Source organism: Sphingomonas rustica (assembly GCF_039652585.1).
Taxonomy (GTDB): Bacteria; Pseudomonadota; Alphaproteobacteria; order Sphingomonadales; family Sphingomonadaceae; genus Sphingomonas; species Sphingomonas rustica.
Window position 1 is genome coordinate 412,092 of sequence record NZ_JBDIZK010000001.1, and the last position, 23,266, is coordinate 435,357.

The 23,266-nt window shown below is 68.3% G+C and carries 16 protein-coding genes; 6 read left to right on the plus strand and 10 right to left on the minus strand.

The window, feature by feature from the left end; all coding sequences use genetic code 11:
• Positions 1–223: 223 nt before the first annotated feature.
• Positions 224–5,986 carry an alpha-2-macroglobulin family protein gene (locus TPR58_RS01825; protein WP_346244890.1) on the plus strand — a complete coding sequence of 1,921 codons (5,763 nt, stop codon included), beginning with the start codon at positions 224–226 and terminating at the stop codon, positions 5,984–5,986.
• Positions 5,987–6,144: 158 nt separating this feature from the next.
• On the plus strand, positions 6,145–8,220 hold the full coding sequence (gene pbpC / locus TPR58_RS01830) for a penicillin-binding protein 1C (RefSeq protein WP_346245120.1): 2,076 nt from the start codon (positions 6,145–6,147) through the stop codon (positions 8,218–8,220).
• Positions 8,221–8,353: 133 nt separating this feature from the next.
• On the opposite strand, the gene TPR58_RS01835 is transcribed toward pbpC, so the two are convergent.
• Together TPR58_RS01835 and TPR58_RS01840 are read right to left on the minus strand one after the other, a co-directional pair.
• Positions 8,354–8,869: an RcnB family protein gene (locus tag TPR58_RS01835; RefSeq protein WP_346244891.1), complete on the minus strand. Its 516-nt coding sequence runs from the start codon at positions 8,867–8,869 to the stop codon at positions 8,354–8,356.
• A gap of 128 nt (positions 8,870–8,997) precedes the next feature.
• Positions 8,998–9,474, minus strand: a complete 477-nt coding sequence (locus TPR58_RS01840; protein ID WP_346244892.1) for an outer membrane protein assembly factor BamE — start codon at positions 9,472–9,474, stop codon at positions 8,998–9,000.
• A 153-nt stretch (positions 9,475–9,627) separates the two neighbouring features.
• Between TPR58_RS01840 and TPR58_RS01845 the strand changes: the two genes are divergently transcribed.
• A complete protein-coding gene (locus tag TPR58_RS01845; RefSeq protein ID WP_346244893.1) occupies positions 9,628–10,140 on the plus strand; it encodes a ubiquinol-cytochrome C chaperone family protein in 513 nt (170 codons plus the stop codon).
• Positions 10,137–10,682 (plus strand): DUF177 domain-containing protein, encoded by a 546-nt coding sequence (locus TPR58_RS01850; protein WP_346244894.1) that lies wholly within the window; start codon positions 10,137–10,139, stop codon positions 10,680–10,682. The genes TPR58_RS01845 and TPR58_RS01850 overlap by 4 nt, the downstream gene beginning before the upstream one ends.
• 218 nt (positions 10,683–10,900) lie before the next feature.
• On the opposite strand, the gene TPR58_RS01855 is transcribed toward TPR58_RS01850, so the two are convergent.
• On the minus strand, positions 10,901–11,548 hold the full coding sequence (locus TPR58_RS01855) for a TetR/AcrR family transcriptional regulator (RefSeq protein WP_346244895.1): 648 nt from the start codon (positions 11,546–11,548) through the stop codon (positions 10,901–10,903).
• A gap of 114 nt (positions 11,549–11,662) precedes the next feature.
• On the opposite strand from TPR58_RS01855, the gene TPR58_RS01860 reads away from it, so the two are divergent.
• Positions 11,663–13,993, plus strand: coding sequence for a TonB-dependent receptor (locus tag TPR58_RS01860; RefSeq protein ID WP_346244896.1), 2,331 nt, complete (start codon positions 11,663–11,665; stop codon positions 13,991–13,993).
• A gap of 98 nt (positions 13,994–14,091) precedes the next feature.
• Positions 14,092–15,366 (plus strand): spinster family MFS transporter, encoded by a 1,275-nt coding sequence (locus TPR58_RS01865; protein WP_428835680.1) that lies wholly within the window; start codon positions 14,092–14,094, stop codon positions 15,364–15,366.
• 140 nt (positions 15,367–15,506) lie between these two features.
• Here the strand turns inward: TPR58_RS01865 and TPR58_RS01870 are convergent, their stop codons facing one another.
• From TPR58_RS01870 to rpmI, 7 genes are all read right to left on the minus strand, one after another.
• Positions 15,507–17,078 carry a peptide chain release factor 3 gene (locus TPR58_RS01870; protein ID WP_346244897.1) on the minus strand — a complete coding sequence of 524 codons (1,572 nt, stop codon included), beginning with the start codon at positions 17,076–17,078 and terminating at the stop codon, positions 15,507–15,509.
• A gap of 17 nt (positions 17,079–17,095) precedes the next feature.
• Positions 17,096–17,962, minus strand: coding sequence for an aldose 1-epimerase family protein (locus TPR58_RS01875; protein WP_346244898.1), 867 nt, complete (start codon positions 17,960–17,962; stop codon positions 17,096–17,098).
• Positions 17,963–17,964: 2 nt separating this feature from the next.
• Complete coding sequence (locus TPR58_RS01880; RefSeq protein WP_346244899.1) at positions 17,965–18,708, minus strand: SDR family NAD(P)-dependent oxidoreductase; 744 nt, start codon at positions 18,706–18,708, stop codon at positions 17,965–17,967.
• A gap of 229 nt (positions 18,709–18,937) precedes the next feature.
• Positions 18,938–21,304: a phenylalanine--tRNA ligase subunit beta gene (pheT, locus tag TPR58_RS01885; protein WP_346244900.1), complete on the minus strand. Its 2,367-nt coding sequence runs from the start codon at positions 21,302–21,304 to the stop codon at positions 18,938–18,940.
• Positions 21,301–22,383 (minus strand): phenylalanine--tRNA ligase subunit alpha, encoded by a 1,083-nt coding sequence (pheS, locus tag TPR58_RS01890; protein ID WP_346244901.1) that lies wholly within the window; start codon positions 22,381–22,383, stop codon positions 21,301–21,303. The genes pheT and pheS overlap by 4 nt, the downstream gene beginning before the upstream one ends.
• A gap of 160 nt (positions 22,384–22,543) precedes the next feature.
• Complete coding sequence (rplT, locus tag TPR58_RS01895; RefSeq protein ID WP_110152512.1) at positions 22,544–22,909, minus strand: 50S ribosomal protein L20; 366 nt, start codon at positions 22,907–22,909, stop codon at positions 22,544–22,546.
• 14 nt (positions 22,910–22,923) lie between these two features.
• Positions 22,924–23,127 carry a 50S ribosomal protein L35 gene (rpmI, locus tag TPR58_RS01900; protein WP_346244902.1) on the minus strand — a complete coding sequence of 68 codons (204 nt, stop codon included), beginning with the start codon at positions 23,125–23,127 and terminating at the stop codon, positions 22,924–22,926.
• Between the last annotated feature and the right edge of the window lie 139 nt (positions 23,128–23,266).

Here is a 23,266-nt window from a genome sequence, read left to right on the forward strand (position 1 = left end):
GGCGGAGCCAGAAATCCGCGTGCCGCTCCGTCCGTCGCACGCCAAACCCATGATATGTTGCAGGCCACTCACCTAAGGGATATCCCGTAGCCTCTACCGGCGTGACCGATCGTCCGGAGGTGCTGCCATTGTCATCTTGGGCGAACCCTCGAGGCTGTTTGCGCGTTGAATAGGTTCGGAGGCGGTACAATCGTGCCCGCGTCCGCCAAAGGGGATGGACAGGATGAAGCTCGGTACGCGGATCGCGATCGTGGCACTCGCGCTGGCACCGATCGGTGCCTATGCCGCGTTCGGCGCCGACACGCCCCAGGTCGAGATGGCGACGCCCGGCATCGGCGACGGCGCGATCGAGCGGTTCACGGTCCGCTTCAACCAGGCGATGGTGCCGCTGGGCGATCCGCGCGCCGCCTCCCCGTTCAAGGTCGAATGCGCGATCGGCGGCGAGGGCCGCTGGGTCGACCAGCAGACCTATGTCTATGATTTCGCCAACCCGCTGCCGGGCGGCACGACCTGCAAGTTCGCGTTCGTCGACAAGTTGCGCACCCTTTCGGGCTTCGAGGTCGGGGGCCAGCGCGAGTTCACCGTCGATTCGGGCGGCCCGATCGCGCGCGCGGTCCTGCCCAGCCGCTATTCGAGCGAGATCGAGGAGGACCAGGTCTTCGTCGTCGCCGCGAACATGGGCGTCGACCGGGCTTCGGTGGCCAGCAACGCCTATTGCTCGGTCGAGGGCGTCGGCGAGAAGATCCCGGTCCAGGTGCTCGGCGACGATGTCGCGGGCAAGCTGCTGTCCGACCTCGGCACCGACCGCTGGGAGGTGCGCAGCTTCCTGGGCGATGCCGGCCTGCCGCAGACGCTTCCCGCCAAGACCGAGGAGCGCGCCAAGGCGACCCAGAGCCTGGTCGCGGTGAAGTGCGCCCGGCCGCTGCCCGCCGGACGCGACATGGCGCTGATGTGGGGCAAGGACATCCGCAGCCCGTCGGGCCGGGTCGCCGGGGCCGACCAGCGGTTCGACTTCACGGTGCGCAAGGCGTTCGAGGCGCGCTTCGAATGCTCGCGCGTCAACCCGCAGGCCGGCTGCAGCCCGGTCCAGGACGCCTGGGTGAAATTCTCCGCCCCGATCGCGGCCGACAAGGCCAAGGCGATCCGCATCCAGCTGCCCGATGGCAAACAGCTCACCCCCATCCTGAGCGACGACGACAAGAACGACGCGTTTCTCTCCCAGGTGAAGTTCAAGGCGCCGCTTCCCGCGGCGACGACCGGCAAACTGGTCCTGCCCGCCAGCGTCACCGACGAGAGCGGACGCCCGCTGGCCAATGCCCAGCGCTTCCCGCTCGACCTGCGCTTCGACGAGCCGCCGCCCCTGGTGAAGTTCGCCTCGACCTTCGGCGTTCTCGAGGCGAAGGAAGGCGGCACGCTTCCGCTGACCGTGCGCAATGTCGAGGGCCAGGTGGACACCAGCCGCCTGAGCCTGTCGGGCCAGTCGCTCAAGGTAGACAGCGACGGCGATGTCGCCCGGTGGCTGCGCACCATCGAGGATGCGGGCCGCTACAAGAGCGACACGGTCAAGCGCGGCGAAGAGACCGTCCAGATCAACCAGACCGGCGCGAAGTCGATCCTGACGGGCGTCTCGGGCGCCTCGACCTACAAGTTCGGCCTGCCGAGCGGCGGCAAGGAGTTCGAGGTCGTCGGCATCCCGCTGACCAAGCCCGGATTCTATGTCGTCGAGATCGCCAGCCCGCGCCTGGGCGAGGCGCTGCTGGGGCGAAAGGCGCCGCGCTATGTCGCGGCGGGCGCGCTGGTCACCAACATGGCGGTCCATTTCAAATGGGGTCGCGAAGGCTCGCTGGTCTGGGTCACGACGCTCGACAGCGGCGTCGGCATGGGCGGCGCCAACATCCAGATCACCGACAGCTGCACCGGACAGCTGCTGGCGCGCGGCACCACCGATGCCTCGGGCCGGCTGGGCGTGCCGGCGGGCATTCCCGAACCGGAAAGCTGGGGCGGCTGCGAGGGCAACAACTCGCATCCGCTGATGGTCTCGGCGCGCAAGGACGATGATTTCAGCTTCAGCCTGACCAGCTGGGGCGAGGGCATCCGTCCCAGCGACTTCGAACTGCCCTATGGCTACAGCGCGCCGGAGGACATGTTCCACACCGTGTTCGACCGCGCGCTGGTCCGCCAGGGCGAGACGGTCCACATGAAGCATATCGTGCGCAAGCCGGTGCTGAAGGGCTTCATTCGCGGCAAGGCGTTCAGCGGCACGCTTCGCCTGTCGCACCGCGGATCCGATACCCAGTTCGAACTGCCGCTGACGATCGACGCCAGCGGCTCGGGCGAGACCGAATGGACCGCGCCCCAGGGCGCGCCGATGGGCGAGTACGACCTGCAGGTCCTCTACAAGGACGATGCCGGCCAGGAGAAGACGATCTGGACGAACCAGTCGTTCAAGGTCGACGAATATCGCCTGCCGACGATGAAGGCGAGCGTCGACGGGCCCAAGGACGCGCTGGTGCGCCCCGCCAATGTCCCGCTCGACCTGTTCGTCGGATACCTGTCCGGCGGCGGCGCATCGAACCTGCCGGTCGAGCTGCGCGTCGGCTATTTCGACGGCAACCGCACGCCCTCTGGCTATGACGGCTACAGCTTCGGCGGCGAGGCGATGACCGAGGGGCTGCGGCCGCTGAACGGCGACGAGGATGATTATAAATCCGCCTCGACCCTGCCGCCGACCCAGACCCTGCCCGCCACGCTGAACGGCGAGGGCGCGGCGCGCACGACGGTGGACGTGCCGCAGACGCTGTCGGGCAATACCGACATGCTCGTCGAGATGGACTATCAGGACGCCAATGGCGAGATCCTGACCGCCTCGCGCCGCATCCCGATCTATGGCTCGGCAGTGCAGCTTGGCGTGAAGACCGACGGCTGGCTGATGAAGCAGGACGACCTGCGCCTGCGCTTCGTCGCGCTCGACACCTCGGGCAAGCCGATCGACAACCAGTCGATCTCAGTCGAATTGTACAGCCGCGAAGTCCTGACCGCGCGGCGGCGGCTGATCGGCGGCTTCTATGCCTATGACAATCAGGTGAAGGTGACCAAGCTGTCGGGCACCTGCTCGACCAGCACCGATTCGCTGGGGCTGGCGCAGTGCCAGCTGGATCCAGGCGTGTCGGGCGAGGTCTATGCCGTCGCCACCGCCAAGGACGCCAACGGCAATGTCGCGCGCGCGGTCACCTCGGTGTGGCTGGCGGGCGAGGATGACTGGTGGTTCGGCGGCGACAATGGCGACCGCATGGACGTCATTCCCGAAAAGCAGGAATACAAGGCGGGCGAGACCGCCAAGTTCCAGGTGCGCATGCCCTTCCGCGAGGCGACCGCGCTGGTGACGGTCGAGCGCGAGGGCGTGCTGTCCAGCTTCGTCGTCGGCCTGGCCGGCACCGATCCGGTGATCGAGGTGCCGATGCCGGGCGACTATGCGCCCGACGTCTATGTGTCGGTGATGGCGGTGCGCGGCCGCGTCGGCGGCTGGCAGACCTGGCGCGCCGATCTCGCGCGCGACTGGGGGCTGAACGTCTTCTCCAAGGACGGCGGCAAGCCGACCGCGACGGTCGACCTCGCCAAGCCCGCCTATCGCCTCGGCATCGCCAGGGTGAAGGTCGGGTGGGACAGCCACAGACTGGGCGTCGCGATCAAGGCGGACCGCGAGAAATATGCCGCGCGCGACACCGCCAATGTCGATGTCAGCGTCAAGACCCCCGACGGCAAGCCGGCGGCGAGCGCCGACGTCGCCTTCGTCGCGGTCGACGAGGCGCTGCTGCAGCTCGCGCCCAACGAAAGCTGGGACGTGCTCACCGCGATGATGGGCAGCCGCCCCTTGTCGGTACTGACCTCGACCGGCCAGATGCAGGTGGTCGGCAAGCGCCATTACGGCAAGAAAGCGGTCGAGGCCGGCGGCGGCGGGGGCGGCGACCTGTCGGGCCTGAACCGCGAGAATTTCCAGCCGGTGCTTTTGTGGAAGGGCAAGGTCGCGCTCGACGCCAATGGTCATGCCCGGGTGCAGGTGCCGCTGTCAGACGCGCTCACCAGCTTCAAACTGGTTGCAATTGCAAGTAATGGAACGTCGCAATTCGGCACTGGCGAGGCAGTGATCCGCGCTTCGCAGGACCTGTCGATCTTCTCCGGCCTGCCGCCGCTGGTGCGCACCGGCGACCGGTTCGGCGCGGTGTTCACGCTGCGCAACGGATCGTCCAAGCCGATGAAGGTGACCGCGACGGTCAAGCTCGACCCGGCGGTGGCCAACGGCAATCCGCTGACCGTCGAGATCCCGGCGGGCGGCGCGGTGCCGGTGGCGTGGAACCTGACCGCGCCGGCGAACGAGGGCAAGCTGAGCTGGACGGTCGAGGCGAAGTCGGCGGACGGCAAGTCCTCCGACCGCATCACCGTCGTCCAGGACGTGGTGCCCGCGGTTCCGGTCGAGGTGTGGGCATCCAGCTTCGGCAGGGTCGGCTCGACGCCGTTCACCATCGCTCCGCCGGCTGGCGCCCTGCCCGGTCGCGGCAGCGTCAGCATCCTGCTGGCCGATACGCTCGCGCCGCCGCTCCAGGGCGTGCGCGACTATATGGCGGCCTATCCGTACAACTGTCTCGAGCAGCGCACCTCGCGCGCGATCGCCACGGGGGATACGGGCGCCTGGACGCTGATCGCCAGCGAACTGCCCGCCTATCTCGATAATGACGGGCTGGCGCGCTACTTCACCAACAACTCGCTGTCGGGATCGGAGGCGCTGACCGCCTATCTGCTGTCGATCACCGCCGAGGCGGGGCTGCCGGTGCCGTCCGGCCCGCGCGAGAAGATGATCGAGGCGATGAAGGCCGTGCTCGACGGGCGCCTGCGCCGCGAGGATTATGGCGATGTCCGACTGCAGCGGGTCGCGGCGTTCGCCGCCCTGGCCCGCAACGGCGCGGCCACCCCGGCGATGCTCGGCCAGATCGGCATCGCGCCGGCCGAGATGCCGACCTCGACGCTGGCCGACTATGCCCAGGCGCTGCAGAAGGTGCAGGGCATCGCCAACGCTGCCGCGCTGCGCGCCGAGGCCGAGCGCGTCCTGCGCACCCGCCTGGTCTATGAAGGCACGCGGATCGACCTGAGCGACAAGGGCAGCAGCCCGTGGTGGCTGATGGCATCGGACGACGAGGCGGCGATCAAGGCGGTCGTCGCGACGCTCGGCCGTCCGGGCTGGGAAAATGAATCGGCCAAGATGATGGTCGGCGTCAGCCTGCGCCAGACGCGCGGACACTGGGACACCACCACCGCCAATGCCTGGGGCACCGTCGCCGCGCGCAAGTTCATGGCGATGTACCCGGCCGAGGCGATCGCAGGCGTCACCACCGGCACGCTGCTGAACCAGACGGTCAGCCGCAACTGGCCGCTGGCGATGCCCGAGCGCGCGTTCAGCTTCGCCCTGCCGACGACGCAGGCGCCGCTGACGCTGTCGCAGGCGGGCGGCGCCGGTCCCTGGGCCTTCGTGACGGTGAAGGCGGCGGTGCCGCTGACCCAGCCGCTCCACGCCGGCTACAAGATGACCAAGAAGGTCGAGGTCATCCAGGCGTTCAAGCCAGGCCAGCTGAGCCGCGGCGACGTGGTCAAGGTGACCATCACGGTCGATGCCACCGCCGAGCGCAACTGGGTGGTGGTCAGCGACCCCGTCCCCACCGGCGCGACGGTGATCGGCAATCTGGGCGGGCAGTCGCAGATGCTGGGCGATGCAGCCGAGGGCTCGGGCCTGTCGCCCAGCTATATCGAGCGCGGCCGTGACGCCTGGCGCGCCTATTTCGGCTGGATGCCGCGCGGCAGCGTCACCGTGTCCTATGTGATGCGGCTGAACTCATCGGGCGTGTTCAACCTGCCGGCGAGCCGGGTCGAGGCGATGTATTCGCCCGAGATCCGCTCGCAGGTGCCCAACCAGGTGATGACCGTGGCGCAGCGGTGAGCCGGTGGGAGACGGTACGACGAAGCCGACCCGCGCTGGCCCTTGAGGCCGGCGCGCGGGCGGTCCGCGGCTGGATCGACCGGCTGCTGACCGACTGGGACGAGCGCGGCTGGCGCGGGGTCCTCACCCGGCGGCGGATCGGCTGGAGTCTGGCGCTGATGCTGGTCGCCGGGCTCGCCGCGCTGGACTTCGCCACGCTGCCGCCGCCGCTGCCCGACTACGACCAGCAGCGCGCGGCCTATCGCCCGTCCGAGGCCTGGCTGTACGACCGCAACGGCGTGCTGCTCGACAGCTCGCGGGTCAATTTCCAGGTGCGCCGGCTGGGCTGGACCCCGCTCGACCAGATCTCGCCCGCCGCGCGCGAGGTGATCCTGGCCGCTGAGGATCGGCGCTTTCGCGACCATGGCGGCATCGACTGGTGGTCGCTGGGCGGATCGATCCGCGACCGGATCGAGGGCAAGCGCGCGCGCGGCGCATCGACGCTGTCGATGCAGGTCGCCGGCTATCTGTCGCCCGGCCTGGCCGCGCCGGGCCATCGCAGCAGCTGGGACAAATTGCGCCAGATGCGTGCGGCCAATGCGCTGGAGTCGCGCTGGACCAAGGACCAGATCCTCGAGGCCTATCTCAACATGGCCGGGTTCCGCGGCGAGGCGCAGGGGATCGGCGCCGCGGCGCTGGGCCTGTTCGGCAAGACACCCGGCGCGCTGACCCGCGACGACGCCCTGCTGCTGGCGGCGCTGCTCCCCGAACCCGGCGCGTCGGCGCAGAAGCTGGCCCAGCGCGCCTGCGCCCTGTCGCGCGACGCCGATTGCAGCCGCTTCCTGCCCGCCGCCATATCGATGCTGGGGCCTGCGCGCAGCCTGGCGCTCGATCCGGGGCTGGCACCGCACCTGTCGGACATGCTGCTGACGACGCCCGGCGCGCGCGTCACCACGACGCTCGACATCCGGGCCCAGCGTGCCGCGATGCTGGCGCTGCGCCGCCAGCTCCAGGGCCTGGGAGGCAGCAGGGCGCGCGACGGCGCGGTCGTGGTGGTCGACAATCGCAGCGGCGACGTGCTGGCGATGGTCGGCGGGATCGGCGGCGCCTCGACCGCGGCCGCGGTCAATGGCGCGACCGCCTATCGCCAGGCCGGATCGACACTGAAGCCGTTCCTCTATGCCCAGGCGCTCGAGCGCGGTTATCTGACCGCCGCCTCGATCCTCGACGATTCGCCGGTCCAGCTCGACACCGGCTCCGGCCTGTACGTGCCGCAGAATTACGACAAGGGGTTCAAGGGCCCGGTCTCGGCCCGGGTCGCGCTGGCCGGATCGCTCAACGTACCGGCGGTCCGCACGCTGATCCTGGTCGGGGTCGATGCGTTCAAGGACCGGCTGTTCGATACCGGCTATGCCGGGCTGGTCCAGGACGGCGACTATTACGGATTCAGCCTGGCGCTGGGATCGGCCGAAGTCACGCTGATGGAGCAGGCGGCCGCCTATCGCAGCCTGGCGCTGGGCGGGCGCTGGACCCCGCTGCGCCTCCTCAAGGGCGAGGCGATCACGAGCGAGCGCCGCACCACGACCCCGCAGGCGGCGTGGATCGTCGCCGACATGCTGTCCGATCCCAATGCGCGCGCGGCGACCTTCGGGATCGATTCGGCGCTGCGCCTGCCCTTCTGGGCAGCGGTGAAGACCGGCACGTCCAAGGCGATGCGCGACAATTGGTGCATCGGTTTCTCCGACCGGTTCACCGTGGCCGTCTGGGTGGGCAATATGGAGGGCGACCCGATGCGCGCCGTTTCCGGCACCAGCGGCGCCGCGCCGGTGTGGCGCGACGTGATGATGGCGATGCATGGCGGCACCCCCAGCCGCGAGCCGCCGACACCCGCCGGGGTCGAGAGCCGCGAGATCCGCTTCGCCGGCGGGCTGGAACAGCCGCGCCGCGAATATTTCCTGAAGGGCACCGGGGTCTCGACCGTCGCGCTGGCGCCGCCCGAATCGCGACGCCCGCGGATCGTCAGTCCAGCAGGCGGCAGCGTCTATGCGCTGGACCCGGACATTCCCGCCGACAATCAGCGGCTTGCGGTCTCGTTCTCGGGGGACATTGTCGGACACCGGCTGCTGCTCGACACGACCGATCTGGGCAGCGCGTCCGCCGGTCCGATGATCGAAGCGGTGCGCGGCAGGCACCGGCTGCGACTCGTGGATCTCTCCGGCCGGGTCGTCGACCAGATCATCTTCACGGTTCGATGAACCAAACCCGGTTTCGGGCGTTGCGCGAGTCGGTCCCTCCCCCCCTTTCGGGACCATGCGAGCGCGCGTGCGCGAACGCACAGGCCCCGGGACCCTGTATCAGGTCCCGGGGCCCATTTCGTTCGGGGTCCGCTTACCAGTAGAAGTTGCGGATCACCCGGATGACGGTGCCGCGGCGCGTGTCGACCAGCAGCAGATCGTCATAATGGCGCACCCAGCTCTGGTTGAAGCCCGGGCGGGGCAGGCGATAGCGCCACGGATCGGCGATCCGGTAGCGCGGGTTGTAGTAGTTCACGCCGATCCGCGTACCTTCACGGAAGCTGTTGTAGCGGAACGGTGCGCGCCAGTTGCCGCGATTATAGAGGCCGCGGTTCGAGTTGCGCCAGCCGCGCCAGTCGTCATTGCCCCAGCGGCGGTCGCGGTCGCGCAGGTCCTCGCGATATTCGCGGCGCGCCTCGCGCACGTCGCGACGCTGTTCGCGAACCTGACGCGGGGTGCCGTGCCGTTCGGCGCGGCGAAGGTCGCGCTGTTCCTCGCGAATGTCCTGGCGGTCCCGGCGCAGTTCGCGATTCGACTGGGCCTGTGCCGCCGGAATCGCCACCGGCATGGCGACCGCGGCGAGAAGGGCTGCGGTGATGAACTTCTTCATTGTCCGATCTCCTGATCTGTCCGCCGGCTTCGCCCACAGGGTTCGCCGGTTGAGTCCAGATCTAGGCGCGTCAGACTGAACCGCGCGGGAACGCGGCCTTCATGCAGCAGACAGGATGCAGCGGCCGATTACTGGCCGGGTGCGCCGCCCGGGCCACCGGTGCCGGGCGCGCCGACGGTGCCGATATTGCCGAACAGGTCGCTGAAGAAGCTGCGATGGCGGCCCAGCGTCGGGGTGGTCTTGCCATAGGGATCGACCTTGGCGACCTTCTCGAGACCGCTGCGGTCGACGGCGGTGACGTTGCCGGCGGCGTCGAAGCGGACGCGCAGCGTCAGCTGGTCGGTCGGCTTGGGCTGGCTGTAGGCCATGTTCCGGTTGTCGCGAGACACATAATACCATTCGCCCTCGGCGAACTGGCTGGTCAGCGTCGGCCGGCCGAGCGTGCGCAGCACCGAGTCGCGATTGTCGACGCCCGGCTGGATCGAGTCGATCAGCTCCTTGTCGACGACATAACCGGTGTGCGACCGAAGCGGCGTGCAGGCCGAGGTCCCGAGAGCAGCGAGCGCCAGAACCGGGACAAGGGCGCGTACAGGAAACTTCGGCATCAACTTCTCCAGCGGGCAACACGCCACACGCGCGCGATTGCATCGCGCACCGATCGCCTCAATATGCGGGGAATTGCGGCCAAACAAGGTCGCTTGTCGGACGGCATGGTGCCATCGGGCCTGCGTACCGCCGATAGGATGATGGGAAGACAGATGAGTTTGTTGCAGCGGCTGTTCGGCCAGCCCGACCGCGGCAGGGCGCCGGAGCTTTACACCGCGATCGTCGAGCGCGCCCGCCAGCCCCATTGGTATGTCGAGGGCGCGGTCCCCGACACCGTCGACGGCCGATTCGACATGATCGCGGCGGTGATGGCGCTGGTCCTGCTGCGCCTGGAAGGCGAGCCCGCCGCGACCCTGCCGAGCACCCATCTGGCGGAGGTGTTCGTGCACGACATGGACGGTCAGTTGCGCGAGCTGGGCGTCGGCGATATCGTCGTGGGCAAGCATATCGGCCGGATGATGGGCATGATCGGCGGCCGGCTGGGCGCCTATCGCGCCGCATTGGCCGCGGGCGACCTGAAGCCCGCGCTGATCCGCAACGTCTATCGCGGCGCGGCGCCCGAGCGGGCGGCGCTGGCGCATGTCGAAACGCGATTGCTGGCCCTGCGCGACACGCTCGCCGCAACGCCGGTCACCACGATCGTCGAGGGAGAATTGCCGCAATGACGACGCCCGAATTCTCCCGCCCGCAGCGGCTCGACCAGATCGGCGCTGGCGAGAGCCAGGTGCCCGTGAGCACCGACGAGGCCGAACGCGCGGCGCTGGCTGAACGCTTCGGATTGCAGTCGATCGATCTGCTCGAGGCCGATTATACGCTGCGCCGCACCGCATCGGGCGTGCGGGCGACCGGGACACTGCGTGCATCGGTGGTCCAGTCGTGCGTCGCCACCGGCGATCCCGTGCCGGCGAAGATCGACGAGGCGTTCGACATCCGCTTCGTTCCGGAAAGCGATACGGTCGAGGAAATCGAACTGTCCGAGGACGAGTGCGACACCGTCTTCTATTCGGGCGGCGCGATCGACCTCGGCGAGGCCGCGGCGGAAACGCTGGCGCTGGCGCTCGATCCGTTCCCGCGCAGCCCGCGCGCCGACGAAGTGCTCAAACGCGCCGGCGTGGTCGGCGAGGACGAGGTCGAGGCGGTCGAGGAAGAGCCGGCGAGCCCCTTCGCCGGCCTTGGCGCGCTGAAGGATGCGCTGAGCAAGAAATAGGCGCGTGACCTGAAGCGATCGAGCTGACTGAAATCCTATCCCGGAGGGAGAGGGGGACCGCGAAGCGGTGGAGAGGGGGTCTCCACATGCGCAGGTGGTCGTTTGCGGAAACTCCCTCTCCACCATGCTGCGCATGGTCCCCCTCTCCCTCCGGGATAGGATTGGAGCACCTCACTAAACTAACTGTACCGACCTTCTCATCGGTCGCGGATTGGACCCTAGCGGGCGATGCCGCGCGCCAGCATCGACGCGACCACGTCCGCGATCGCCTCCGGGTCAGCATCCTCGGCCCAGACCGAGTAGCGTAGGCCCAGGAACACGTTCATGCCCATGATCGCCCAGGCATGGACTTCCGAAATGTCGTCGCGCAACTCGCCGCGGTCGGCAGCCTCGCGAAGCCGCGCGGCGATGCGATCGGCCGTCGTCGCATAGTGCATGCGGAAACTCTCGGGGTCGACGAACTCGGCCTCGTCGATGATCCGGTAGATTTCCTTGTGCGCGCGCGCGAAGCGGATGAAGTGGAGCAGGCCGGCGCGCTCGGCATCGATCTGGCTCGTCGCGGCGCGGATCGCGGGGCCGACATGTTCCTTCACCTGCTGCGACATGTCGCGGACCAGCGCGCGGAACACCTCGTCCTTCGAATCGAAATAGGTGTAGAAACTGCCTAGCGCCACGCCGGCGCGCCGGGTGATGCCGGCGATCGATCCGTCGTGGAATCCCTTCTCGCCAAATTCCTCCGCCGCCGCGTCCAGGATCGCGCGTAGCGTGCGCCGCCCGCGCTCGGTGCGCGGCTCCTTGCTCGCCGGCGGTACCGCTGCCTCGGGCGCGGCCGTCGCTGTGGCCTTCGCGTCACGCCGTCCGACCATCTTCGACCTCCCCTCGATCCCAAGTTGAAACCTGGTTCATGTTTCAGTATGTCATCCGCCAACCGCACACAACCCGTGGTTTCAAACGGGTCACCATCTGGGGAGGAAGACCTGATGTCACGCCTGATTCCGTCTGCACGTATCGTCCTTCAGGCTGGCGCAGCGCTTGCCGCGCTGACCGCCATGCCCGCCTTCGCGCAGGACGCGCCCGTCTCGACCGAGACCGAGATCGCCGAGGAACCGGGCGAGATCATCGTCACCGCCCGCCGCCGCGAGGAATCGCTGCGCGACGTGCCGATCGCGATCACCGCGATCAGCGGCGAGGCGCTGGAGGCGTCCGGCGCCATCGACATCACCGATATTGCCAACATGACGCCGAACGTGACGCTGGAAGTGTCGCGCGGCACCAATTCCACGCTCTCGGCCTTCATCCGCGGCGTTGGCCAGCAGGATCCGGTTGCCGGGTTCGAGGCGGGCGTCGGCATCTATCTCGACGACGTCTATCTCAACCGACCCCAGGCTGCGGTGCTCGACATTTATGACGTCGAGCGCGTCGAGATCCTGCGCGGGCCGCAGGGCACGCTGTATGGCCGCAACACCATCGGCGGCGCGGTGAAATACGTCACCCGTCGCATCGGCAGCGATCCGACGCTGAAGGTGCGCGGCACCTATGGCAGCTATGACCAGGCCGACGTGGTCGTCAGCGGCTCGACCCCGATCGGCGACACCGGGCTGAAGGTCGGCGGCGCCTTTGCCCGCCTGTCGCGCGGCGGCTTCGGCGAGAACCTGACCACCGGCCAGGATAACTACAACAAGGACATCTGGGCCGGCCGCGCGACGGTGGAGTTCGAACCGTCGACCAGCGCCTATTTCCGCGTCAGCGGCGATTATACGCACGACAAGAGCAACACCCGCGGCGGGCACCGCCTGATCCCCGGCATCGTCAGCGGAACGCCGGTGCTGGACGACGTTTTCGACTCGCGCGGCGGCCTGTTGCAGCCGAAGCAGGATGTCGAGGCATGGGGGATCACCGGCATTGCCGAGCTGAAGCCGGCCGATTGGCTGACCTTCCGCTCGATCACCGGCTACCGCAAGGACGACAGCGCGTCGCCGATCGACTTCGACGCGCTCGCTGCGGTTCAGGTCGACGTTCCCGCCTATTATAATAACGAGCAGTTCAGCCAGGAAACCCAGCTGCTGATCGACACGGGATCGTTCAACGGCCTGGTCGGCCTCTATTATCTGGACGCCAAGGCGCGCACCGTGTTCGACGTGCGCCTGCCCGGCGGGGTGACTGCGCTGACCTTCGGCGACGTCGCGACCGACACCGTCGCGGTGTTCGGCGACTTCACCTATGATATCGGCGACATGATCAGCCTGTCCGCCGGCGGGCGGTACACCTGGGACACGCGGCGTTCGTCTGTGATCCGCAACACCTATCTTGGCGGCGGATCGCCCTATTTCGGCGGCACCGGCACGCTGTTCGCCCAGACCTCGAACTTCAACGGGATCGGCAAGTTCCAGGAGTTCACGCCGCGCGCCTCGATCAGCTTCAAGCCGAGCGGCGACCACCAATTCTATGCCAGCTGGTCGAAGGGCTTCAAGGGCGGCGGGTTCGATCCGCGCGGCCAGACCAGCGCCTGCCGGACGCCCAGCGGCGGCACCTGCACCCCGGCCCAGGTCTATGACTTCATGTCGTTCGATCCCGAAAAGGTCACCAGCTACGAGCTGGGATGGAAGGGCACGACCTGGGACCGCCGCCTGAACTGGGCGCTGGCGGTATTCCAGTCCGACTATACCGACGTCCAGGTCCCGGGGTCGATCGGCACCACCATCGGCGGCACGCAGACCTTTATCGGAATCACTACCAATGCCGGCAAGGCGCGCATCCGCGGCGTCGAGTTCGAGGGCAATGCAGTGCTGGCCAAGGATCTGGGCGCGCCGGGCGGCCGCCTCAACCTCGCCTGGACGCTGGGCTATATGGACGCGAAGTATCTGCGCTTCATCGACTCGCGCGGGCTGGACGTCGCCAATCGCCGCCGGTTCCAGAACACCCCCGACTGGACCGCGGGCGCGACGCTCGGCTATTCGGTGCCCGTCGGCGACGGATCCGTCAGCCTCAGCGGAACCTGGTCTTATCGAGGCGATTCGCAGCAGTTCGAGCTGCGCACGCCGATGCTCGACCAGGCAGGTTTTTCGCTGTTCGACGCCAGCCTGGTGTGGGACGTGAACGACATGTTCTCGCTCGGCATCCATGGCCGGAACCTGGCGAACAAGCGCTACATCGTCGCAGGCTACAACTTCCTCGCCCAGAATCCCGACACGGGCGATTTCCTGCGCACCCCGGCCGGAGCCTATATTCCCACGCTCGGGACCGAGGGCGTGCTGACCGCCTATTACGGCAATCCGCGCCAGGTGTTCGCCACCGGCACGATCAAGTTCTGACGCGGACGCCTGCATCCGCATGATCCGAAGGGCCGGGCGTCTGAAGACACCCGGCCCTTTGCCGTTATGCCGGCCCCCGCCCTTACGAAAGCGATCCCATGGCACCTGCACCCGCCCATAGCGACGCCGCGATCCCGGCCCCCACGCCCCGTCAGCGCGGGATCGTGCTGGCGATGCTGTTGCTGGTCTACACCTTCAACTTTCTCGACCGGCAGATCCTCAGCATCCTCGCCCAGCCGGTGAAGGCGTCGCTGCAACTGAGCGACACGCAGCTCGGCCTGCTCGGCGGTCTGGCCTTCGCCGCGCTCTATTCGACGCTGGCGATCCCGCTGGCGCTACTCGCCGACCGGACCAGCCGCAGCTGGGTGATCACGATCTCGCTGGGCGTGTGGAGCGCGTTCACCGCGCTGTGCGGCGTGGCGCAGAACTTCACCCAGATGTTCCTGTTCCGGCTGGGCGTCGGCGTGGGCGAGGCGGGCGGCGTCGCGCCCTCCTATGCGCTGATCGGCGACTATTACCCGGCGGAGAAGCGCGCGCGGGCGCTGTCGATCTATTCGCTCGGCATCCCGCTGGGCGCCGCCGCCGGCGCGCTGCTGGGCGGCTATATCGCCCAGACGGTCGAATGGCGCACCGCCTTCATCATGATCGGCCTGGCCGGGATCGTGATCGCGCCGGTCTTTCGACTGGTCGTGAAGGACCGTCCGCGCCCGCCCTCGCCCCAGGCGCAGGTGCCCGTGTCGCAGGTGTTCGGCATCCTGGCGGCCAAGCCCAGCTTCTGGCTGCTCGCCTTCGGTGCGGCGGCAGGGTCGATGTGCGGCTATGGCATCGCCTTCTGGCTGCCGAGCCTGATGATGCGCAGCTTCGGGCTGGACCTGATCCAGACGGGGCAGTTCTTCGGCGCGCTGCTGCTGACCGGCGGCGTGGCGGGCGTGCTGCTGGGCGGTGCGCTGGGCGACCGGCTGGGCGCGCGCGACCGCAAATATTATGCGCTGGTGCCGGCGCTGTCGTACATTCTCGGCACCCCGCTGTTCATCGCCGGGGTGCTGTCGAGCGGCTGGGCGGTCGCCTTCGCGCTGTTCGTGATCCCCCAGGCGCTGGTCTATGTCTGGCTGGGCCCGGTGCTGACCGCGGTCCAGCATCTCGTCCCCGCGCACATGCGCGCCACCGCCTCGGCCAGCTTCCTGCTGATCAACAACCTGATCGGGCTCGGGCTGGGATCGACCGTCATCGGCATGATCGCCGACGCACTGAAGCCCGGCTACGGCGCCGACGCGCTGCGCTATGCGATCGCGATCGGGCTGTGCTCGTATCTGGTCGCCGGGGTGCTGATGCTGCTGGCAAGCCGCAAGCTGAAGGCAGACTGGGTGGCGTGAGGCTTCGCATAGTCGAGGGGGTCCATCCCTGTGTTGCAGCGCCTGAACCACCTCTGTTGCAGCCCCCTCCACCACGATGCTGCGCATCGCGGTTCCCCTCCCCCGGAGCCGCAGGCTCCCGGGGAGGAGATTGACCGCACCTATCGCTCGCGCGTGGCGGCGAATTTCACCTCGGAATAGCGGTCGGCGATATAGCCGACCTCCCAGCTCGACTTGGCGAGGAAGACGAGGTTGCCGTCGCGGTCCTTCGCCATCGCGCCGCGGTTCAGCTCGACGAACTCCTTCAGCGCGGCGGGATCGTCCGACGAGATCCAGCGTGCCGTCTCGAACGGCGCCATCTCGAGCCCCGCCGCGACCTTGTATTCGGCATCCAGCCGGCTGAGCAGCACGTCGAGCTGGAGCTGGCCAACCACGCCGATCACCCAGTTGGAGCCGATGTCGGGATAGAAGACCTGGGTCACCCCTTCCTCGGCCATGTCGTCGAGCGCCTTGCGCAGCTGCTTGGTCTTGGTCGGGTCCTTCAGCACGACGCGGCGCAGGATTTCGGGCGCGAAATTGGGCAGGCCGGTGAAGCGCACCGATCCCTTCTCGCTCAGCGTATCGCCGACGCGCAGCACGCCGTGGTTGGGGATGCCGATGATGTCGCCGGGAAACGCCTCATCCGCCAGCTCGCGTTCGCGCGCGAAGAACAGGATTGGCGAATGGATCGCGATCGGCTTGCCGTGCCCGGTCGGGGTCAGCTTCATCCCGCGCTTGAACGTGCCCGACACCAGCCGCATGAACGCGATGCGGTCGCGGTGATTGGGGTCCATGTTCGCCTGGACCTTGAACACGAAGCCGGTGACCTCGTCGCGCGACGGGTCGACGGGGTCCGGCTCGGCCGGCTGGGCGCGCGGCGGCGGCGCCACCTCGGCCAGCGCCTCGATCAGCGAATCGACGCCGAATTCCTTCAGCGCCGACCCGAAATAGACCGGGGTGAGGTCGCCGTGGCGATAGGCCTCGCCGTCGAATTCGGGATAACCGATCCGGGCAAGCTCGACATCCTCGCGCAGCTTGGCGAGATTCTGGGGCGAGACGATCTCGTCGAGCTGCGGATCGTCGAGGCCGCTGGTCTGGATGACCTTGCCGTGGAACTCGCGGCTGTCGCCCTCGGGCACCAGCAGGCGGTTGGTGGCAAGGTCGAAGATGCCCTCGAACGTGCCGCCCATCCCCACCGGCCAGGTCATCGGCGTGACGTCGAGCGCGAGCAGGTCGGCGATCTCGTCCAGCGTCTCGAACACCTCGCGGCCTTCGCGATCCACCTTGTTGACGAAGGTGATGATCGGCACGTTGCGCAGCCGGCAGACCTCGAACAGCTTGCGCGTCTGGCTTTCGATACCCTTGGCGACGTCGATCACCATCACCGCCGAATCGACCGCGGTCAGCGTGCGATAGGTATCCTCGCTGAAATCCTCGTGCCCCGGCGTGTCGAGCAGGTTGAAGGTGATCCCCTGGCGTTCGAACGTCATCACGCTGGACGTGACCGAGATGCCGCGCTGCTGCTCGATCTTCATCCAGTCCGAGCGGGCACGCCGGGCGGCGCCGCGCGCCTTCACCTCGCCGGCAAGATGGATCGCGCCGCCGAACAGCAGCAGCTTTTCGGTCAGCGTGGTCTTGCCCGCATCGGGATGCGAGATGATGGCGAAGGTGCGGCGATCGGAAACGGAAGGCATCGCGGCCCTCTAGCGCCTCACGGGCGCAGCGTCACCCGCATCGTGAAGCTGCGCGACTGGCCGGGTTCGAAGCGCAGCATGCCCGGCTTGTCCCAGATCTCGCCGTCGAAGCCGATCGGGTCGGCGATGCCGTGCCATGGCTCGATGCAGACGAAATGCGCGCCGGGCTTGGTCCAGATGCCCAGCGCCGGCGTGTCGGGAAAGCCGACCTCCAGCGCCGGCCCCTGCCCCGCATCATAGCGCACCGACTGGCTGACGACCGGATTCCAGATCAGTGCGTCGCGTTCGAACAGCGCGTCGTCGAGGTGCAGCACGCGGCCGTCGAGCGGGCTCGGCCAGCCCTCGGGCGCGATCCAGCCGCCCTTGACGATCGCCGACAGTTCGCCCGGTTCGTCGGCGGCGAAGGTGATGCGATGATCCTCCTTCGCGCCGCCCCAGGGGAGCGGCCAGGCGAAGGCGGGGTGGAAGCCGAAGCTGGCCGGCATCGGCACATCGCCGCTGTTGGTGACGGTGATGTCGATCGACAGGGTCGCATCGTCGAGGGTGAACACCGCGTCGAGCGTGAAGGCGAAGGGATAGACGGCGCGCGTCGCCTCGCTGTCGGTCAGGCGGAAGCGCGCGCTGCTGTCCGACTGCTCGACCAGCACGAAGGGCTGGCGGCGGGCGAAGCCGTGCTGGGGCAGCGCGAACTCCCGGCCGTTCACCCGGTAGCGATCGTCCATCAGCCGGCCCACGATCGGGAACAGCAGCGGTGCGCGGCCACTCCAGTATATGGGGTTGGCATCGGTCATCAGCTGATGCCCGTCGGCATCGGTCAGGCTGCTCAGTTCCGCACCGAGCGGGTTGATGCAGGCGGTGAGCCGGCCGTTGGCGATCTCGATCATGATCAGCCCTCGCGGTGGATGGCGAAGGCCTGCCAGCTCTGGTTGACCGGCATCAGCTCGATCCGGTTGATGTTGAGATGCGGCGGCAGGTTGGCGATCCACAGGAGGGTCTCGGCAATGTCGTCCCCGGTCATCGGCTGGACGCCCGAATAGAGCGTGTCTGAGCTTTGCTGGCTGCCGGTACGGACCAGGGTGAATTCGGTCTCGGCCATGCCCGGCTCGACCGAGGTGACGCGCACGCCGGTGCCGTGCAGGTCGGCGCGCAGCGCGAGGCTGAGCTGACGGACGAACGCCTTGGTCGCGGCATAGACGTTGCCGCCGGGATAGGGATAGGTCCCCGCGACCGACGACAGGTTGATGATCGCGCCCCTGCGCTCGACCAGCAGCGGCAGCAGACGGTGGGTGATCGACGAGAGCGCGGTGACGTTGGTGTCGATCATCGTCTTCCAGTTGTCGAGCGACGCCTTTTGCGCAGGCTCGAGGCCGAGCGCGAGGCCCGCATTGTTCACCAGCAGGTCGATGCCGCGAAACGCCTCGGGCAGCGAATCGAGCGCGGCGTCGCGCGCAGCCTCGTCGCGGATGTCGAACACCGCGGGATGGAAGGCGTCGCCGAGTTCGGCGGCAAGCGCGTCGAGCCGCTCGGCGCGACGGCCGGTGCCGATGACCCGCCACCCGGCCTTCACGAAGGCGCGCGCGGCGGACTCGCCGAAGCCGGCGGTGGCGCCGGTGATGAGTGCGGTCTTCATGCGCGAATCCTCCTGATGCCGGTCTGGTCCGTCCTTAGCGGCTCGGGGGCGAGGACCAAACGGGTTTGGCCGGGCCGTAGCGTAGAAGATTTTCGCGCAGAGCCGCGGAGGCGCAGAGAGGACGCGAGTCGACGCCATGACTCGCGTCAGCAAGCCCCTGAACAGATGGGGCGCGCCCGGTTTGCACCGAACGCGCCCCCTCAGCGTCTCTGCGTCTCTGCGCGAACAATCAGCCGCGCAACGTCGCACCCTGCTTGGCCGCCGCGGCGACGACCTTCGCGGCGATCGCCTTCAGCTCCTCGTCGGTGAAGCTCTTCTCGCTCGGCTGGAGCGTGACCTCGACCGCCAGGCTCTTCTGCCCCTCTGGCACGCCGGTGCCGGTGAAGACGTCGAACAGCCGGGCATCGACGATGCTCGCCTTGTCCGCGCCCTTGACCGTGCGGACCAGGTCGCCTGCGGGCAGGTCGGCCGGCACGAGGAAGGCGAAGTCGCGCGTCACCGGCTGGAGCGCCGGCGGGGTATAGGCCGGCCGCATGAAGCCGGTGCCGCGCTTGCCCGGCAGCGCATCGAGATACAGTTCGACCGCGGCGACGTCGCCGTCGAGGTCGAACGCCTTGAGCACCGACGGGTGGATCATGCCGAACGCCGCCAGCACCGTCTTCGGCCCCAGCCGCAGCGTCGCCGACTGGCCGGGATGATAGACGTCGCCCGCCTCGCCCATCACCTGAAGGTTGGCGACCGGCGCACCGGCGGCTTCGAGCAGCGCCAGCGCCTCGGCCTTGGCATCGAACGCGCCGAAGGGCTGCGCCTTGCCGCCCTGCCAGCCGCGCGGGGTGCGCGATCCGGCAAGGACCACGCCCAGGGTCGGGCGCTCGGCATCGGCCAGATAGCGGCGGCCGATCTCGAACAGCCGCACGCTGGTCGCGCCGCGCTTCAGGTTGCGCTCCGCCGCGGCCAGCAGGCCGGGGAGCAGCGAGGGGCGCATGACCTTCATGTCCTCGCTGATCGGATTGGCCAGCGTCCAGGCGCCGCCGCCGAAGGGCGCGGCTTCGGCCTGGGAGATGAAGCTCCAGGTCACCGCTTCGCTGAGACCGCGCGCGGCGGCGTTGCGGCGCACGCGGCGTTCCAGCTTCTGCTCGGCCGTCGCGGTCGGTCGGGCGACGCCGGGCAGGCGAGCGAGCGGCACGGTCGGCACCTTGTCGATGCCTTCGATGCGGATCACTTCCTCGACCAGGTCGGCGGCGCCGTCGACGTCGCGGCGCCAGCTCGGCACGGTGACCGTCCAGTCACCGGCGACGGTGAAGCCGAGCCGTTCGAGGATGTCCTTCTGCCGCGCGGCATCGATCGCCAGCCCGCCGAGCGTCTCGGCCTTGGCGGGATCATAGGCGATCGTCTTCGCCGCCAGCGGCGACTGGCCGGCGCGGGTGACCTCGCTAGCGGTGCCGCCGCACAGGTCGACCACCAGCCGCGCGGCGATGGCAATGCCGTCCTCGAGGAAGGCCGGATCGACGCCGCGCTCGAAGCGCGAGCGGGCATCGCTGGTCAGTCCCAGCTTCTGGCCGGCGCGCGCGATATGGTCGGGGTCGAAGAAGGCGCATTCGATCACGACGTCGGTCGTGGTGTCCGCGACGCCCGAATCCTCGCCGCCCATGATGCCGCCGATGTCGTGGACATGCGCATCGTCGGCGATGACGGTGATCGTCTCGTCGAGCGTATAGGTCTTCTCGTTGAGCGCCAGCACCTGCTCGCCGGCCGCGGCCTTGCGGACGACCAGCGCGCCGGTCAGCTTCGCGCGGTCATAGACGTGGAGCGGGCGGCCGAGGTCGATCATGACATAGTTGGTGATGTCGACCAGCGCCGAGATCGGGCGCTGGCCGATCGCCTTGAGCCGGCGCTGCATCCAGTCGGGCGAGGCGCCGTTGGTGACGCCGCTGACGGTCTGGCCGTAATAGGCCGGGCAGCCTTCGGGCGCCTCGATCCGCACCTCGGGACCGGCGCCCCGGGTCGAGACGGGGTCGACCGAGAGCGGCTTCAACGTGCCGAGGCCGGCCGCCGCCAGATCGCGCGCGATACCGCGAACGCCCATGCAGTCCTGGCGGTTCGGGGTGATCGACACGTCGATCACCGCATCGTTCAGCCCGGCATAATCGGGGAAGGGCGTGCCGATCGGCGCGTCCTGCGGCAGTTCGATGATGCCGTCATGATCCTCGCCCAGCTCCAGCTCGCGGGTCGAGCACATCATGCCGTTCGATTCGACGCCGCGAATCGCCGAGACCTTCAGCACCATGCCGTTGGCGGGCACCGTCGCGCCCGGCAGGCCGAGCACGCCGACCAGGCCCGCACGGGCATTGGGCGCGCCGCACACGACCTGGAGGGGGGCGCCGTCGCCGGTATCGACGCTGAGCACCTGCAGCTTGTCCGCCTGGGGGTGCGGCGCGGCGCTCAGCACCTTCGCCACGCGGAATGCGGCCAGCTTCTCGCCCGGATTCTCGACGCCCTCGACCTCGAGCCCGACGCGGGTCAGCGCCTCGAGAATCTGCTCCAGTGTCGCATCGGTGTCGAGATGCGCCTTCAGCCAGTCCAGGGTGAACTTCATGCGCCGACTCCTCCGCTCAGCGTGGGCACATCGAGCGCCGCGAATCCGTAATGACGCAGCCAGCGGATATCGCCGTCGAAGAAGGCGCGCAGGTCGTCCATGCCATATTTGAGCATCGCCAGCCGGTCGATGCCGCAGCCGAAGGCGAAGCCCTGCCACTCGTCGGGATCGAGCCCGCAGGCGGCGATCACCTTGGGGTGGACCATGCCCGAGCCGAGCACCTCCATCCAGCCTTCGGACCCGCCGATCACGCGCTTGCCGTTGACCATCGTGTAGCCGACATCGACCTCGGCCGAGGGCTCGGTGAAGGGGAAATAGCTGGGGCGCAGGCGCAGCACGACGTCGTCGCGCTCGAAGAACGCCTTGAGGAAGGTCTCGAGCGTCCATTTCAGATGGCCGAGCGTGATCCCCTTGTCGATCACCAGCCCCTCGACCTGGTGGAACATCGGCGTATGCGTCGCGTCCGAATCCGAACGGTAGGTGCGGCCGGGGGCGATGATCCGGATCGGCGGCTTCTGGCCGATCATCGTGCGGATCTGCACCGGCGAGGTGTGCGTGCGCAGCAGCATCTTGCGCTCGCCCGCCGCATCGTCGGGGAAATAGAAGGTGTCGTGCATCGCCCGCGCCGGATGGCTCTCGGGAATGTTGAGCGCGGTGAAATTATGCCAGTCGTCCTCGATCTCCGGACCGGTGGCGACCGCGAAGCCGAGATCGGCGAAGATCTCCGCCAGCTCGTCCATCACCTGGCTGACGGGATGGACGCTGCCCGGCGGGGCGGCATCGACCGGCAAGGTCATGTCGATCCGCTCGCTGGCCAGCCGCGCGTCGAGCACCGCCTTTTCCAGCGCCCCCTTGCGCGCGCCCAGCGCCTCGGTCACCGCTTCGCGCAGGCCGTGGATGCGCGGGCCCTGGACCTGGCGGTCCTCGGGACTCATCCCGCCCAGCGTCTTGAGCAGGCCGGTGATCGCGCCCTGCTTGCCCAGCGCATGCACGCGCAGCGATTCGAGGCCGTCGAGGCCGGCCGCGGCGTCAATCGCGCCGAGCAGGTCGGTCCGAAGCTGGTCCAGATCGGTCGTCATAATCCTCCGTCATTCCCGCAAGGCCGGGAATCGTTCGCATCGCTCGCCCCGGGGCGGGCGGTGCAGGTCCGGCTGGGCTCTAGCCACGTTGCCGGCAAAGAAAAAGGGCGCCGGTGTCTCCACCGGCGCCCCGATTCGAGCGCTGTCGCTGCAGGTCGCCTCAGGCGGCCTGGGGCAGAGCCGCCTTCGCCTGCGCGACGATGGCGCTAAACGCCTCCGCTTCGTGCATGGCGATGTCGGCCAGGACCTTCCGGTCCAGTTCGACGCCCGCGAGCTTCAGCCCGTGCATGAACTGGCTGTAGGTCAGGCCTTCGGCCCGGACGCCGGCGTTGATGCGCTGGATCCACAGACCGCGGAACGTGCGCTTCTTAACCTTGCGGTCGCGATAGGCGTACTGGCCTGCCTTTTCGACGGCCTGACGCGCGATGCGGATCGTGTTCTTGCGACGGCCATAATAGCCCTTCGCCTGATCCAGAATCCTCTTGTGCTTCGCCTTGGTGGTCGTGCCACGCTTCACTCGTGCCATGTGTCAGGCCCTCCTTACTTCAGGCCGTACGGCGCCCACGCACGGACGTGAGCCACGTCGGCGTCGGCAAGCACGCTGGTGCCGCGGTTGGTACGGATATACTTCGCGTTGTGCGAAATCAGGCGGTGGCGCTTTCCAGCGACTCCATGCTTCACCTTGCCGGTGGCGGTGAACTTGAAGCGCTTCTTGACGCCGCTCTTCGTCTTGAGCTTGGGCATTTTGGTCTCCTTGTTGTCTCGATCGGACAGACAGCCGCGGCAGCCCTTGATGGCCGGGCAATCCCATTGGATCGAGGAAAGCGGGGCCCTTAGCGAACACCGGGCCGCAATGCAACCGAGTCGGAACCCCGACGCTGCG